Origin of the sequence: Neorhizobium sp. S3-V5DH (assembly GCF_004343065.1) — a bacterium.
Taxonomy (GTDB): Bacteria; Pseudomonadota; Alphaproteobacteria; order Rhizobiales; family Rhizobiaceae; genus Neorhizobium; species Neorhizobium huautlense.
In genome coordinates, this window is the sequence record NZ_SMCL01000001.1 from 533154 (window position 1) to 548088 (window position 14935).

The window sequence follows — 14935 nt, forward strand, 5'->3', positions numbered from 1 at the left end:
CCTGCGCAAAAACATGGGACTGCTCTACACCCCGCGGTTTCCAAATGCCAGAGCTTTCAGCTCCGGCCGAAGAGCCGCTCGATGTCGGTAAGCTTGAGTTCGATATAGGTCGGCCGGCCGTGATTGCAGGTTCCGGAGCCGGGCGTCGCCTCCATCTCCCTCAGCAGCGCGTTCATCTCCTCCGGCTTCAACCGCCGGCCGGAACGCACCGAACCATGGCAGGCCATCGTGGCGGCGACATATTCGAGTTTCCCGCGGAGTCCGCTTGCCGTATTCCATTCGGCGATCTCGTCTGCAAGGTCGCGCACCAGCGAGGCTGCATCCATCTCACCCAGTATTGCCGGCGTTTCACGCACGGCGACGGCTCCGGGACCAAAACGCTCGATCGAAAGCCCAAGTCGGTCGAGGTCCGACGCGTGGGTCATCAGCCGGTCGCAATCCTCTTCCGGCAGATCGATGATCTCGGGAATAAGAAGAACCTGGCTGGCAAGTCGTTTGTCGTTGAGTGCCTTGCGCATGGCCTCGAAAACGAGGCGCTCATGCGCCGCATGCTGGTCGACAATGACGAGGCCATCTTCGGTCTGCGCGACGATATAGTTTTCGTGGATCTGCGCCCGTGCTGCGCCCAGGCGGTAGCGCGGCGCGGCATCGTCGGCGATCCGGGAAACCGGCTCGGAGATGACCGCATCCGCCCGCGCCGCCGGCATCGTCAGGACGTCGAAATCCGATTGCACACGTTCGGAAAAATCACGAGAGGGCTGCAGATCAAGAGGCCGGAAGGGTGAGGCGGCGGCGCCCCAGGGGGTGCGCGACGCAGTCGGGGGAGGAGAAAAACCGGGCCGGAAGGATCTCATCATGCCCGAGGTCCCCGTCGTTGCCGCGCGGTCGCCTTCCCTATGCAGCGCCTCACGGATCGCTCCGACGATGAGACCACGCACCAGGCCTGGATCTCGGAACCTCACATCCGCCTTGGCCGGATGCACGTTGACGTCGACGAATGCGGGATCGAGCGTGATGGACAGGACTGCGACCGGGTAGCGCCCGGAGGGGATGCTTTCTGCGTAGGCGCCGCGAATTGCCGAGAGGATCAGCTTGTCCTGCACAGGCCGGCCGTTGACGAAGGCATATTGATGGGCGGAATTGCCGCGGTGGAATGTCGGCACGCCGACAAAGCCGGAAAGGCCTACATCCTCGCGCATCGCATCGATCTCTATCGCATTGTCGCGAAATTCGGCGCCTAGAACCTGGGCCATCCGGGCGAGGTGGTCATCGCCGGTAGCCGGGAATTCTAGGGTCGAGCGATCGCTTCCCGAAAGCACGAAGCGTATCTTCGGAAAGGCGATCGCCATCCGCTTGACGACTTCGGTAATGGCGCCCGCTTCGGCTTTTTCCGTTTTCAGGAATTTCAGACGCGCAGGGGTGGCGAAGAAGATATCGCGCACCTCCACGACTGTGCCGGGATTGGCGGGGGCCGGTTTGACCCCGGTCCCCTTGCCACCGATGACGGCGACTTGCGAACCGGCCGCATTGCCCGCCCTGCGACTGGTGATGGTGAGCTTGGCGACCGAACCGATCGAAGGCAGCGCCTCTCCGCGGAAGCCTAAGGTGCGGATATCGTCCAGCGTCTCGGATATCTTCGAGGTGCAGTGGCGCCGTACCGCGAGGTCGAGGTCCTGTGCATCCATGCCGCTGCCATTGTCGGTGATGCGGATGAGGCTCTTGCCGCCGCCTGCGGTGGCGATCTCGATCCGGCTGGCCCCGGCGTCGATGGCATTTTCGATCAGTTCCTTCGCGGCGCTGGCAGGCCTTTCGATGACCTCGCCGGCTGCGATCTGGTTGATCAGCGTTTCGGGCAGTTGTTTGACGGACATTCTTTTATTGTCTGGGATTCGCGGCGTGAAGGAAAGCTTTTCCGGCGGGGCTTCAACCCCTTTTGAAGGCATCTTCCGCGGGCGCAGGGTCGTTCATTAATTGCGCCTTAAGACAAAGTCGATAATTTGACCGGTATTAAAACTGGATGAAACCGGAGGAGCGCCCGCTCCCCGCAGGTGATCAGGATGGCGGTTCGCTGGGCGCCGCCATAAAAGGCCGGATCACCCGTTGAAGACTTGGAACCAGCATGTTCCCGACCCTACACGACTGAAACTAGAAGGAATTTGGCCGAGAGGGAAACAATCGGCATAACGGCCGGCTTTACCCCGTGTCCGAAAAGCATACAGGGAGTTTCATCCTATGAATGATTTGTGGTCCGCGGACGCGAACATTCAAACTGCCATGCTCGAAGTGATATCCGAAGGCATTTCGGGCGGCGTTTTCATTTATGACAAAAATGACGTAATCGTTTTTGCAAGTCAGCACTTATTTAGTCTTCTCTCCGTCCCCAAGAGTTTTCTTGCGCCCGGCACCCGCCTTCGAGACCTGCTTGGCGCCGTTTACGACAGCGGTGGGCGCTTTTCCACCGACGGAACCGGTTCGCGCCGGACGTTGAATCGCGACGACTGGATCGCCGAACAGATTGCCACTCTATGGAAGGAGCGCACCGACGCATTGGAGCGCCGGGGCATGGACCGATGGCTGAGCCTTTCAAGACGCCGCCTTCCCTCCGGTTACGGCGTGTGCGTCATCAAGGACGTGTCCGACCACAAGAAGCGGGAGGAGCAATGGCGCGGTGATATGGAACGGGTCCAGATTACCGAAGAAGTGCTCGACAATCTCCCGTTCCCCATCACTGTCAAGGACAGGAACCTCACCTTCGTTGCCGTCAACAAGGCGGCCTGCCGGTTCTTCGACCTGCCGCCAGAGGCGATGCTGGGCCGCAAGGGATCAGACATTCATCCGCCCGAACTGGAAAAGCGGCTCGCGGAGGTCAACCGGCAACTTTTCGAGACCGGGGAACCCGTACAGATTGCGGAACGGGTAAAGCGGCGGGATGGCGCCGAAATCGTCATCAGTGCCAGCAAATACCGGATCGGTAAACCAGGCCGCTATTACCTTGTCACAGCGATGGAAGATGTCACGGCCCGGGTTGAAACGCATAGCGAGAGCGGACCGGTGCCCTCGCATGTCGATCCTGTCGACCTGATCTCTTCCTCGCTCAACCTCTCCAAGGGTCAATCGAATCCGGAGCCGGAGGTCGCCGAGAAGGGTGTATCTGGCCATAAGGTGCTGGTCGTCTCCGCCCATCCGGGGACGGAACAGCAAGCGCTGTCGATCCTTGCAACTCTCCGGCTCGACATCTCGTCCGTGTCGAGCGCAGAGGAACTTGCCCTTTTCCTGCGCCTTGCCGGAGAGGCCGGGGTCGGTGTTGATCTCATCGTTCTGGACGCCGACATGCCTGTCCAATGCCTGGAGATTGCTGGCGACTATGGCATAGCCACCATCACGATGGATGCCGATGGTATGGTGCAGGAGCTCGCTGCAGCCGTTGATGACGCGCTTGAAGACAAAGAAGATCGCGGTGTCGACTGCGAAAATCCGCAGATAACTTTCGATTCCCGTGCGGAAGGTACGGACATCGATATCGTCGTCGCAGAAGACAACGATGTAAATCAGATCGTCTTCTCGCAGATACTGGAAGGCCTCGGCTATCGTTATGCGATCGCGGCTGACGGAGAAGAGGCGGTTCGGCTGTGGCAGCAACATGCCCCGCGGCTCATCCTGATGGACGTCACGCTTCCGAAGCTCAACGGCTTCGAGGCAAGCGCCCGCATCCGCGCTTTGGAAACGATCGACAATTCCGTTCCGATTATCGGTGTGCTTGCCTTTGCCTTCGACCGGGACCGGGATCATTGTTTCGCGTCCGGCATGAATGACGTGATCCTGAAACCAATCAGCCCGGAGGCGCTCGAGGCCGTTTTTGAAGGCTACCTGGGTGCGACGATGAAAAGGTCCTTCGCCTAGACGATTAATAGGCTCCTTGACATATGTTAAGATCGACGCATGATTTTTTAATCTTTTTCGCCCATCCTGCTTGCGTTTGTGAAGCGTAATGGGATTGTTCATGAAGCCGGCGGGAAACCCGTTGCCGCAGGTCAGCCAGAATGAGCTGCAGGCAATGGCCTATAGCGACCCACTCACGGGTCTGGGAAACCGATACCGCCTGCGCGACAAGGTGCGTCTGCTGGCAGCCGAACGTGCGCAAGATCCCGCGCCCTTTACGGTCTGCATTGCCAATCTCGATGGCTTCAAGCCGATCAACGACCTGTTCGGCGCCGAGGCAGGCGACGAAATTCTCTGTCAGGTCGCTCACCGCTTGAAAGCGTGCATCCCCGACGGCGCGACCGTAACGCGGCATGACGGAGACGAATTTGCCTTCGTCTTGCCGCTTGTGTTCGAACGGAACAGTGCCGAACGTGTCGGACAAATGATCAAGGATGTGCTTTCCGCTCCCTACGATCTGGGCGACCGCAACGTGCGCCTCTCCGCATCCTTCGGTTTCGCCATCTATCCTTTTGCCGGAGAAGACTTTGAGGAACTGCTGAAAAGCGCGGAGACGGCCCTTTACCGCTCCAAACGGCGCGGGCGGGGCCAGATTACCGTCTATTCACGCGAAATTGCCCAGGAAATGAAGCGAGCGACACAGCTCGAACAGGCGCTACGCAATGCCATTATCGCCGACGCGGTGGATGTGCACTTCCAGCCGATCGTGCGTATCAAGGACGGCGGTATCGTCGGTTTCGAGGCGCTTGCGCGCTGGATCGATGCGGATCTGGGCCCTGTCTCACCCGCTGTCTTCGTACCTCTGGCCGAGGAGCGCGGTTTTATTGACGCGCTTTCTGAAACGTTGCTGCGCAAGGCTGCCGAGGCTGCGCTCTCATGGCCGCGAGAATTATTCCTGTCCTTCAACCTGTCTTCCGCGCAGCTGATGGACCCCGGCACCACCGACACTATTCTGTCGGCGCTTGCCCGCGTCGGCCTCGATCCTTACCGTTTGGAGCTGGAAATTACCGAAACGGCTGTGATGACCTCGGCCGATACGGCACAACGGATCATTACAGACCTCAGGCATCAGGGCGTTCGCATTTCCCTTGATGATTTCGGTACCGGTCAATCGAGCCTTGGCCGGCTGCGCGACTTTACCTTCGACAAGGTGAAGATCGACCGCGCTTTCGTCTCCCGCATCACCACCGACCGCGCTTCGGAACATATCGTCAAGGCGATCATCGCCATGTGCGAAGGGCTCGATCTGCAGGTGGTGGCCGAGGGTATCGAAACGAGCGCCGACGCCGACAAGCTAAGGGAGCTCGGCTGCGGCATGGGCCAGGGCTACTACTACGGAAGGCCGGCGGACGGCGCGGCGACGTTGCGTTATCTGAACGACCACTTCCGCGAATTCGTCACCATTGAACGGATTTGAGGCGCTACGCGTTGTTGCTGTAAAAAAAGGCGGCACATGGGGTGCCGCCCGTTTTCAGTGATGACCTATGTGGCCTGAACCGTGTTATTTGCTCGGAGCGGCCGGCGGGTTGGTGCCGCCGGTTGCGGGCATTTGAGTACCGGTGGACGACGTGGTCGTTGCATCGGTTTCAGCCTGTTTGTCCTTCAGAGTCTTAAACTCGGGAGCCGCCTGCAGTGCTTCGGCGGTTTCCGTGGTTGTGAGGCGAACCTCGTTGTTGTTTTCCGCATCGCGCGTCATCGTGAGCTTTTCCATTGGTACGGCAACATCTTTTTCGCCGATGCCGAGGAAGCCGCCGACGCCGATCACGGCAGCAACGATGCCGCCATCTTCTTCCATGATCAGATCGTTCACGTCGCCGATGCTCTTGTCTTCGGCATTGTAAACCGGCTTGCCGATGTAGTCATTGGCGCTGATCTGGGTTTCGGCTTGTTCCGTCAGATAGCTTCCTGAAGCGGCAGCCGAGTCGCTTCCGGTCTTCGGAGCTGGTGTTGCAGCACTATCTGCCGGCTTTGCGGCTGGGTCAGCCGGAGCGGCAGGCGCTGCCGGAGCCGGGGGTGCTGGTGTAGCGGGCTGCGTCTGGGCGTATGCGGGAGCAATGGCGGTTGAGGCCAAAAGAACTGCCGCGGCCATCATGTTCATGGTCTTTTTCATAACGTTCCTACCTTCTCCTGCTAAGGTTATCTGTTCGAACGCGCGGTTCTCCGGGCCGGAGTCATCCTTGTCCGCGTCGGTTCGAGAGGGAAATGTTATGACAAGCGAATAGTTCCGGATTATCCCCCTGAAATATTAGGCGATTTTTCCGGAACATTTTTCGAGCTGCGTAGTTTGAAATACTCGCGTTTTTTGCCGATCAAAGGCGATAGGCGGGCTCAGCACCGCAGTGGATGGGCGCTGCGATCTCAAACAGCGATCCGGCCAGCGGGTCTGCCGCACGGGCCGCTTCGTCAAGTCCTTCCCATGCCGAGGTGACCGCAAGGCGTCCGTCGCCGATATACACCGGACACGTCGTCCGGCGAGCCGGCAAGAGGTGCCGGGAAAGATGCGTTCCCTTGGCGTCATAGTGGTCGACCGCCCCTTCACCCCACCGGGCGTTCCAGATCGTTCCGTCGCTCGCGCAGATCGAGCCGTCAATCCCGCCCGGCCGACCATTCTGGTCCACCAGTATGGACGGCTCGCCATTGGGCCGGCCAGTCTGCGGGTCGAGTGGAACCCGCATCAGCCTGTTTACCCGTGTGTCGACATAGTAGCCGATTGCCCCGTCCGGCGAGAAGCAGATCGAATTCGGGATGCTGATACTGTCGAAGATCTTGGTGATCACGCCTTGGGCCACATGATAGATTGCGCCGGCGCCGTCCTCGGACTTTTTCCCCATCGTACCGATCCACAGGCTTCCTGAAGGATGCACTCGGCCGTCGTTCGAACGGTTTCCGGGTTTTTCCGGCTCCAGCTCCCGGTAAAGGGAGAGCTCGCCCGTGGCTCGGTCCCGAATGAAGAGCCCTTTGTCGCTTGCCAGGAGTTGTCGGTCCGCATCGATGGGCGCGAGAACGCTTCCCATGAACGGCAGGGGATGCACGCTTTCACGTGCCGTCGGCAGATGCAGCTGATGAAGTGCCTTGCCGAGGATGTCGAACCACCAGAGCGTCTCAGTTGCTGCTTCGAAGGCCGGCCCTTCTCCAAGTGAGCAGAGAGAGGGGGAGAGGATCCGTCCTTCAAAATTGTAAGTGGTGGTCATACAAAATCTCCAATTGCAGTCAGAGGTAATTACTCTGTATCATTGCGACATGAGTCCGCAAACTCTGAGCATAGCTAATTTGATCCCCAATAATTATCTCCTGACAAGGGGTTGGAACCGTGCAAGAAGACATTAAACCCGAGCAGATGTCATCATTTTTGGAAATGTTTATTAGTAAAGACTTGAAAGCATCGGCCGATCGAAGGTAAAGCCCTGTCATGAGTGGAATGGCTCTTGGGATGTCGCGACGACGACCAGGCAGCTTCCACGCGGACTTCGGCCGGTTGCGCAATACTCTCCATACGAACGGTCCGTCGGTGTGAATCCAGTTGGGATGCCAGCATTTGCTCAGATGAGCGGCCGAGCAAAGAAGTAAGTGATGTCCAAGACCGAGAAAGTTGCCGAGGCCTGGGTTTTCGATGGAAACGTCGAGGAGATCGCGGCTCTCAAGACCCAGTTCGATGTATTTCGCTTCATGAAGCGGGTGACGGAATATTACGGTTGCCGCACCTTCATGGTCGTCAATCTTCCTCATGCGACGTCACTCGAGCTGTCCAGCAACACAATCATCACGAACTGGCCGGCCGAACTGATATCTCATTTCGACAGGGAAGGTTTGCTGCAGTCCAGCCCCGTTCTTCGCAGGCTCCGCAGTTCGACCCTGCCTTTCACCTTCGATTTGGAGAGTGTAAGTTCCGACAGGGGGCCGTTGATCCGAAATATTTTCGGGAGGTTCGGCCTGATGCGCGGCGCCTATTTCCCCGTCCACGACGCCTCGGGCATTCGGGCTGCGGTTTCGTTCGCCGGTGAAGGTCCGCTCTTCAACCGGCAGCAGATGATGGAGTTGATGTATATCTCCATCCATGTGTTCGAGCGGCTGGCGGAGATCCGCAATCTGGACGTACGCGCCACGGATGTCCTGACCGAACGAGAGATCGATTGCCTCAACTGGACGGCTGCCGGCAAGACCAGCGCGGAGATCGCGGAAATTTTGGGGTTGTCGGAGCACACCGTGAACCACTATCTCAACCGCGCCGCGAAGAAATTGGATACGGTTAACCGCACTCAGGCCGTTGCCAAGGCGTTGCGGATCGGCTTGATCAAATAAAGCGCGTGCTGCATTGCACACTATTTCATCGTTGCTTAATCATTTGGCGCCGTTAAAGGCCGGCCAATCCTGGAATTGCTGCGTCGCGGCGGCGCCAATAGTCAAGAGCTGTTGGAAAAGCTCAATAAAAGGGAGCATCTTCCCGAGTGGCACGTTTCGTGCTTCTCTAGTGGCAGGTCCAGAGGGGACTGTAAAAGCGCCCCAAGAGGCGTGACAAGAAAAGCCACCGTTCGGTCTGTGCGCCATATGGCCGCCGGTCGAACGGTGGTCGCTTCTTTCCTTGCCCTCAACAATATTGAACTCCTATATATCGCCGGATGCGGCTGACCTGTTAACCGGGTGAATGCTGCTCTAACGAAAGCAGGAGTCTTGAGGGCTATGTCCGAGGTGACGAAGGAAGAAGTGCTGGCGGTGCTGGCCAAAGTTCGCGGGCCGGATTTGGAAGGCGATATCGTCTCACGCGGCATGGTCTCGGACGTCTTTATTTCCGACAACAAGGTCTATTTCTCCATTACGGTGCCGGCGGAACGGGCGCACGAACTTGAACCGCTACGCGTCGCGGCCGAACGCAGCGTCAAAGCCATGCCTGGGATCAAGGGTGCGCTGGTGACGCTCACGGCTGATCGAAAGGCGGGCTCGCCCGCGCCGCCTCCCCAACCGGTTCCGCCTCGGACTGCCGCTGCCGGACCGGCACATGACCATAGCCATGGCCACGCCCACCCTCCGCAGCGCGAGAAGGCTGGCGTGCCCGGTGTCGGTGCCATCATCGCGGTCGCATCCGGCAAGGGTGGCGTCGGCAAATCCACAACGGCTGTCAATCTTGCCCTCGGACTTCAGGCGAACGGGCTCAAGGTCGGTATCTTAGACGCGGACATCTACGGTCCTTCGGTGCCGAGGCTCCTCAAGATATCGGGGCGTCCCCAACAGATCGAGAACCGCATCATCAGGCCGATGGAGAACTATGGCCTGAAAGCCATGTCCATGGGTTTTCTCGTCGATGAAGAGACGGCGATGATCTGGCGCGGACCGATGGTTCAGTCGGCGCTGATGCAGATGCTGCGGGAGGTGGCTTGGGGCGATCTGGATGTTCTCGTCGTGGATATGCCCCCCGGCACCGGCGATGCTCAACTCACCATGGCCCAGCAGGTGCCGTTGGCAGGTGCGGTCGTCGTTTCGACGCCGCAGGATCTGGCCCTCATCGACGCCCGCAAGGCCATTACCATGTTCCGGAAGGTTGAGGTGCCGCTGCTCGGCATCGTCGAGAACATGAGCTACTTTCTGGCCCCCGACACCGGCAAGCGTTATGACATTTTCGGCCATGGCGGCGCGCGCGCAGAGGCAGAGCGTATCGGCGTCCCCTTCCTTGGTGAGGTGCCGCTGACGATCGACATCCGCGAGCGCTCAGACGCTGGTACGCCAGTGGTAGTCTCCGATCCGGAAGGCGCCTCGGCCAGGATCTATCGAGATATCGCCGCCAAGGTGTGGGCGGAACTGGGCGGACGCACGCCGCGGCAGGCTCCTGCCATCGTCTTTGAGTAGTTTGACGCAAAGGTTTTCCCAACACGCTTTGACTTTGAGCGGGGCTTGCGGTCGTTGCGCGCCCGCCAAGGCTTTGATGCGGGTCATGAAAGGCTCGCCTTGCCGCCTCCTCTTGAATATCCGATGCGCCGGAGTCATGTTGCGGCGCCACATCGGGAGTTCGGTACCTCTTGATTTTGACTATGGCTGTCTTTATAGGCGCGTCCCGCCGGGGTCGTTGATGGCCACGGATCTGGGAACCGGCAAATCCGCTTCTCTTTAAGGCCGAGGGTTTCGGTCGGAGACCACGTTTGATCAATGCCTATAGTGCCAATGGGTCGATGAAGACGCTTGCGCCAGTTGAGGCGCAGCGCCAGCTCTCCGACGATATTGTCTGGATCGATTTGATCGAACCGACACCTCAGGAGGATGCCTATGTCGAGAGCCTGGTCGGCGTTCAAATACCTACCCGCGACGATCTGAAGGACATCGAGCCCTCGAGCAGGCTCTATATCGAGGGCAGCTCCGCTTTTATGACTGCTTCGCTCGTCTGGCATGCAGACCGAACGAATCCGGAGCTCACCGACGTAGCCTTCATATTGTCCGGCAACCGGCTTATTACGGTCCGCTACGCTGATCCAAAGAGCTTTCAGCTCTTTATCGCCGCGCTCGGCCGTATTCCCGACAAGGCGCGCGACGGCACAACCCTGCTTGCGAGGCTTCTCGAAACCATTGCGGACCGCACTGCGGAAATCCTGGAGAATGCCGTGGATCGGGTCGATACCTTGTCCACGGACATCTTCCGGGATCGCGGTAAGCGGCGCCCGCCGCAATTCCTCGAGCGAAAACTGGCAGAGATTGCCGAATGTCATCGGCTGGTCGGAAAGGTAAGGGACAGCCTGGGCTCCCTTTCGCGACTCTTGACCTTCCTGAGGAACGTGCCGTTCATGCATGAAGACAAGAGCGACGGCAGCCTCTGCGCCACCGTAGCTCATGATGTTGAAACCCTGTCCGAGCATGCGGCCTTCGTTGCAGGCAATATCGCCTTCCTGCTTGACGCTTCGCTTGGCCTGATCAACGTCGAGCAGAATTCGATTATCAAGATCTTCTCGATCGCTTCGGTGGTATTCCTGCCGCCGACGCTGGTCGCTTCCATCTACGGCATGAATTTTCATTTCATGCCGGAACTCGATTGGCACCTCGGATATCCGCTGGCGATCTTAACGATGATCCTCTCTGCCATCGTCCCTTTTTTCATTTTCCGCTGGAAAGGCTGGCTGTAGCAAGCCAGACGTCCCATGGGCCATCCTGCTGAACATTCCGCTGCCGAAACCACCAAGGTTCAAGGCCTGTTTGCACTCGCACTCGGCTCCGTCGGCGTCGTTTATGGCGACATCGGCACCAGTCCTCTCTACGCTTTCCGTGAGGCTTTGAAACCCATTTCCCATGACGGCGTCACCGAAGTGGAGATCATCGGTCTGATCTCTCTGATGATCTGGACGCTGACCATCATCGTCACGCTCAAATACGTGCTCTTCCTGCTGCGGGCGGACAACGACGGCGAAGGCGGCACTCTGTCGCTGTTGGCGCTCCTCACGAAATCAGCCAACGGCCACAGGGCGTTCCTGATGCTGCTCGGGCTGATCGGCGCGGCACTCTTTCTAGGTGACGCGATCATCACGCCGGCGCTGTCGGTTCTGTCGGCGGTCGAAGGATTGAAACTCGTGACCCCGGCTTTGGACAGCGCTGTGCTGCCGATCTCTGTCGGCATTCTGATCGGGCTCTTCGCGATCCAGTCGAAGGGCACGGGACTGGTTTCCCGCTTCTTCGGTCCGATCACCGCCGTCTGGTTCCTGGTCATGGGAGCGGGCGGTATCGCCCATATTTCCGACGACTACGGCATCCTGGCCGCCTTCAATCCCTGGTATGCCGTCCAATTCATGCTGCACGAAGGTTTTGTCGGCATTGTCGTGCTGGGCGCGGTTTTCCTAACCGTCACCGGTGCCGAGGCGCTTTATGCCGACCTTGGTCACTTTGGCCGCAGACCGATCCAGTGGGCCTGGTTTACGCTCGTATTCCCGGCTCTCACGCTCAATTATTTGGGGCAGGGGGCTTTGGTGCTCAAGCGGCCCGAGGCCATGTCCGATCCCTTCTATCTGATGTTCCCGCAATGGGCGCTGCTGCCGGTGGTCATTCTTGCAACCGCCGCGACCATCATCGCCAGCCAGGCGGTCATCACCGGCGCCTTCTCGCTCGTGCGCCAGGGAATCCATCTCGGCTACCTGCCGCGCATGCAGATACTTTTCACCTCCGAGACCAATACCGGTCAGATCTTTTTGCCATCGGTCAACACACTGCTTCTGGTGGGCGTGATCGCGCTGGTTCTGGGGTTTGAAAGCTCCGAAGCCCTGGCGACGGCCTATGGCATATCGGTAACCGGTGCCATGGTCGTCACGACGCTGATGTCCTACGAATTCGTGCGGCTGAAGTGGAGATGGCCGCAGAGCCTTGCGATCGGCGTCCTGGCACCATTGCTGGCGCTGGAATTGGTCTTCCTCGGGGCAAACCTACTGAAAGTGCATGATGGCGGCTGGGTTCCGGTGATGATGGCGATCATCTTCACCATTATCATGTGGACCTGGAAACGCGGCACCGCGATCCTGTTCGAGAAGACCCGCCGCATCGACGTGCCGCTCGCGACCTTCATTCCGATGGTCGAGAAGAAAAGCGATCATGCCCCGGTCCTGGTGCCGGGCGTGGCGATTTTCCTGACGAGCGATCCGGAAACCGCTCCGGCGGCTCTGCTGCACAACATCAAACACAACCATGTCCTGCACGATAAGAACGTCATCCTGACGATCGTGACTGGCAACAAGCCCCGCGTTTCGCTGGAAGAGCGCTATAAGATCGAAAAGGTGTCCGAACGCTTCACGCTGATCGAACTCCGTTTCGGCTTCATGCAATCGCACAACGTCTCGCAAGCGCTTGCTTATCTGCGCAAGACCGGTTTCAAGTTCGACATCATGTCCACCTCTTTCTATCTCGGACGCCGCAAGCTCGTGCCGGATGCGGAGTCGGGCATGCCGATGTGGCAGGACCGGCTGTTCATCGCCATGGCCAACACCGCGACCGACCCGTCCGATTATTTCCACCTGCCTGCCAATCGGGTGGTGGAACTCGGCTCCCACGTCATCATCTGACGTTCCGCAGGCTGACATTTATGTGAATGTCCTAATTCAGTCCGGTTTGCAGGTGTTTCGACTGCCGGCGTTAACCGCTCATCAAGGTTAATGATTGATCTTCACGGGGTCGTCTTTGCCTTGTGGAGTTACGGTTTTGCGTTCGAAGAGCGTTTTGCGTCGCAAGTCTGCATCCCGTCGGGATGCATGGACTTCCCCGGCTGTCTTCGGCCTTGCCTGTTGGCTAATCTTTCCGTCCGCCCCCGCCCATGGCGATCTGGCCGATCTTCTGACGGGGCTGGATCGGGCCGATCAATGGCGCATGGTCCTGACAGATTCCCCCGCAGGGTCGATTCACCAGGCGTCGCTGGCATTCCCGGGATTGAAGGACGCCGTTTCCGGCAATGCGGGCGTTACGCTCGCGGATGGTCGCAAGATTGCCTTGGTCGATGAAAAGCAATCCGCAGATCCGCGGCCCGACGAAGACCGCGTCAATCGGGCAGGGAAGAAGGGCCGCATCGTCGCAGTCGAACCGATGCAGCCGCCGAAGGCATTCTCCGCCGGCTCCGTCCTTCAGCGCTCGAGCGCGCTCACTCTGCCGATCGAGGGGCGTGATGAACTCGCCGCCTTTGCCAGAGCCGGCAAGGCGCAGAAGCCAATCGAGCTTGCATCCTTCTATTTCCGGAAGAAGGAAGAGCCGAAGCCGCAAGATGATTTGATGCCGATGATCGCCGGCCTTATCAACAACCAGCAGGCTGATGTGCTCGCAACCGCCTATGCGCCGCCGGAGCCCGACTTCGCCGAAGAATCGCCTTTCGATGCAATCTTGACGGAAAAGCCGAAAGGGGGACGGTTCATTCCGCCGATCGGGCCCGATGATCATGCTTGGGCCGCAACGCCGTTACCGCCGTCGGCGTTTTCCGCCCGCGAACAGCAATGCCTCGCATCGGGCATCTACTTCGAAGCGCGCGGCGAAGCAGCCCGCGGCCAAGCCGCGGTGGCGCAGGTGATCCTCAATCGTGTTCGCAATCCCGCCTATCCCGGCACCATATGCGATGTCGTCTACCAGAACGAGGATTGGCGCAACCGCTGCCAGTTCTCCTTCGCCTGCGACAATATCAAGGATCGTATCCGCTCCGAATACCATTGGAAAATGGCCCGCGAGGTGGCGATGGCCGTTACCGCCGGAAAGATCTGGCTTCCGGAAGTCGGTTCCTCCACCCACTATCACGCAGTTTATGTGCGTCCTGCCTGGGCTCGCACCATGAAGAAGGTTGGCCGCATCGGCCTGCACGTCTTCTACCGCACCTATGGCGGCGGCTGGAGCTGACGGTCTTCTGCCTCGCAAATGCGAAGCGATTCCCGCGACAGTTTTGCCCGCTCCCGGTTGCAATGCTACTAACAATTTGAATTTCCAAGGTTAATTAACCTTGCACGAAGCGCCGCCGACGCCTTGACTATGGGGGCGCTCAAAACTATGTTGCGCGCGACTTGAAAACGGGCCTGAAGGCGCGAAATCCCTCGCTGGCTGCACTTTTTGGCGGTCGGCCGGTTCCAAGGACCGGTTGCCCGGAAGCTGGGAATAGGGACGACGTGAATGACGGATGACCGGGACGATGGTCTGGAAGAGCGCCGGAAGCGCCTGTCTGCAAAACTCGCGGACAGGAAGGCTGAAGACGCGGCAGAGGCGAAGAGGGACGCGCAATCTGAAGAGAGCCGCAGGGGCATGGCCCTCGGTTTCAAGCTCTCCTCCGAGTTCATCTCCGCTGTCGCCGTTGGCGCCATTCTGGGTTTTCTGCTCGACCGTTTTGCCGGTACGTCGCCCTGGGGGATGATCGTCCTTCTTCTTCTGGGTTTTTGTGCCGGCGTTTTGAATGTGCTTCGCGCAGTAGGTATGGTGGCTCCGCCGCCGACCATGCACAAGCGGGGCGACGAGAATGGAAAGGGAAGCGGTCTCTGACGCCTCCCGCAGGAAGATTGGGCCGCTGGCCCGGCAATGA

The 14935-nt window shown here is 59.1% G+C and carries 11 protein-coding genes; 8 read left to right on the top strand and 3 right to left on the bottom strand.

Annotated elements, in window-relative coordinates; all coding sequences use genetic code 11:
* Positions 1–56 precede the first annotated feature (56 nt).
* Positions 57–1871 (bottom strand): DNA mismatch repair endonuclease MutL, encoded by a 1815-nt coding sequence (gene mutL, locus EDE09_RS02620; RefSeq protein ID WP_132408704.1) that lies wholly within the window; start codon positions 1869–1871, stop codon positions 57–59.
* Between the two features lie 361 nt (positions 1872–2232).
* Here mutL and EDE09_RS02625 point away from each other — a divergent pair, with 361 nt between their 5' ends.
* Both EDE09_RS02625 and EDE09_RS02630 read left to right on the top strand, forming a co-directional pair.
* Complete coding sequence (locus EDE09_RS02625) at positions 2233–3900, top strand: response regulator (RefSeq protein WP_132408706.1); 1668 nt, start codon at positions 2233–2235, stop codon at positions 3898–3900.
* Between the two features lie 100 nt (positions 3901–4000).
* Positions 4001–5356, top strand: a complete 1356-nt coding sequence (locus tag EDE09_RS02630; protein WP_112801686.1) for an EAL domain-containing protein — start codon at positions 4001–4003, stop codon at positions 5354–5356.
* Positions 5357–5440: 84 nt separating this feature from the next.
* Here EDE09_RS02630 and EDE09_RS02635 read toward each other — a convergent pair whose 3' ends face one another.
* Together EDE09_RS02635 and EDE09_RS02640 are read right to left on the bottom strand one after the other, a co-directional pair.
* Positions 5441–6049 carry a PRC-barrel domain-containing protein gene (locus EDE09_RS02635; RefSeq protein WP_105374122.1) on the bottom strand — a complete coding sequence of 203 codons (609 nt, stop codon included), beginning with the start codon at positions 6047–6049 and terminating at the stop codon, positions 5441–5443.
* Between the two features lie 199 nt (positions 6050–6248).
* On the bottom strand, positions 6249–7130 hold the full coding sequence (locus EDE09_RS02640; RefSeq protein WP_132408708.1) for an SMP-30/gluconolactonase/LRE family protein: 882 nt from the start codon (positions 7128–7130) through the stop codon (positions 6249–6251).
* A 379-nt stretch (positions 7131–7509) separates the two neighbouring features.
* Between EDE09_RS02640 and EDE09_RS02645 the strand changes: the two genes are divergently transcribed.
* From EDE09_RS02645 to EDE09_RS02670, 6 genes are all read left to right on the top strand, one after another.
* Entirely contained in the window at positions 7510–8238 is a 729-nt protein-coding gene (locus EDE09_RS02645) for a LuxR family transcriptional regulator (RefSeq protein WP_132408710.1), read from the top strand.
* 378 nt (positions 8239–8616) lie between these two features.
* The gene (gene apbC / locus EDE09_RS02650; RefSeq protein WP_132408712.1) at positions 8617–9777 is read left to right on the top strand and encodes an iron-sulfur cluster carrier protein ApbC; all 1161 of its coding nucleotides are present in this window, start codon (positions 8617–8619) and stop codon (positions 9775–9777) included.
* 320 nt (positions 9778–10097) lie between these two features.
* A complete protein-coding gene (locus EDE09_RS02655; RefSeq protein ID WP_132408914.1) occupies positions 10098–11039 on the top strand; it encodes a magnesium transporter CorA family protein in 942 nt (313 codons plus the stop codon).
* A gap of 15 nt (positions 11040–11054) precedes the next feature.
* Complete coding sequence (locus EDE09_RS02660) at positions 11055–12956, top strand: potassium transporter Kup (RefSeq protein ID WP_132408714.1); 1902 nt, start codon at positions 11055–11057, stop codon at positions 12954–12956.
* A 136-nt stretch (positions 12957–13092) separates the two neighbouring features.
* Positions 13093–14265: a cell wall hydrolase gene (locus EDE09_RS02665; RefSeq protein WP_105374127.1), complete on the top strand. Its 1173-nt coding sequence runs from the start codon at positions 13093–13095 to the stop codon at positions 14263–14265.
* Between the two features lie 267 nt (positions 14266–14532).
* Positions 14533–14895 (top strand): AtpZ/AtpI family protein, encoded by a 363-nt coding sequence (locus EDE09_RS02670; RefSeq protein WP_105374128.1) that lies wholly within the window; start codon positions 14533–14535, stop codon positions 14893–14895.
* Positions 14896–14935: the final 40 nt, after the last annotated feature.

What these genes read in the sequence shown, in the direction of transcription:
- mutL (WP_132408704.1), bottom strand. Translation starts at nt 1,871, where the DNA reads ATGTCCGTCAAACAACTGCCCGAAACGCTGATCAACCAGATCGCAGCC.
- EDE09_RS02625 (WP_132408706.1), top strand. Translation starts at nt 2,233, where the DNA reads ATGAATGATTTGTGGTCCGCGGACGCGAACATTCAAACTGCCATGCTC.
- EDE09_RS02630 (WP_112801686.1), top strand. Translation starts at nt 4,001, where the DNA reads ATGAAGCCGGCGGGAAACCCGTTGCCGCAGGTCAGCCAGAATGAGCTG.
- EDE09_RS02635 (WP_105374122.1), bottom strand. Translation starts at nt 6,049, where the DNA reads ATGAAAAAGACCATGAACATGATGGCCGCGGCAGTTCTTTTGGCCTCA.
- EDE09_RS02640 (WP_132408708.1), bottom strand. Translation starts at nt 7,130, where the DNA reads ATGACCACCACTTACAATTTTGAAGGACGGATCCTCTCCCCCTCTCTC.
- EDE09_RS02645 (WP_132408710.1), top strand. Translation starts at nt 7,510, where the DNA reads ATGTCCAAGACCGAGAAAGTTGCCGAGGCCTGGGTTTTCGATGGAAAC.
- apbC (WP_132408712.1), top strand. Translation starts at nt 8,617, where the DNA reads ATGTCCGAGGTGACGAAGGAAGAAGTGCTGGCGGTGCTGGCCAAAGTT.
- EDE09_RS02655 (WP_132408914.1), top strand. Translation starts at nt 10,098, where the DNA reads ATGAAGACGCTTGCGCCAGTTGAGGCGCAGCGCCAGCTCTCCGACGAT.
- EDE09_RS02660 (WP_132408714.1), top strand. Translation starts at nt 11,055, where the DNA reads ATGGGCCATCCTGCTGAACATTCCGCTGCCGAAACCACCAAGGTTCAA.
- EDE09_RS02670 (WP_105374128.1), top strand. Translation starts at nt 14,533, where the DNA reads ATGACGGATGACCGGGACGATGGTCTGGAAGAGCGCCGGAAGCGCCTG.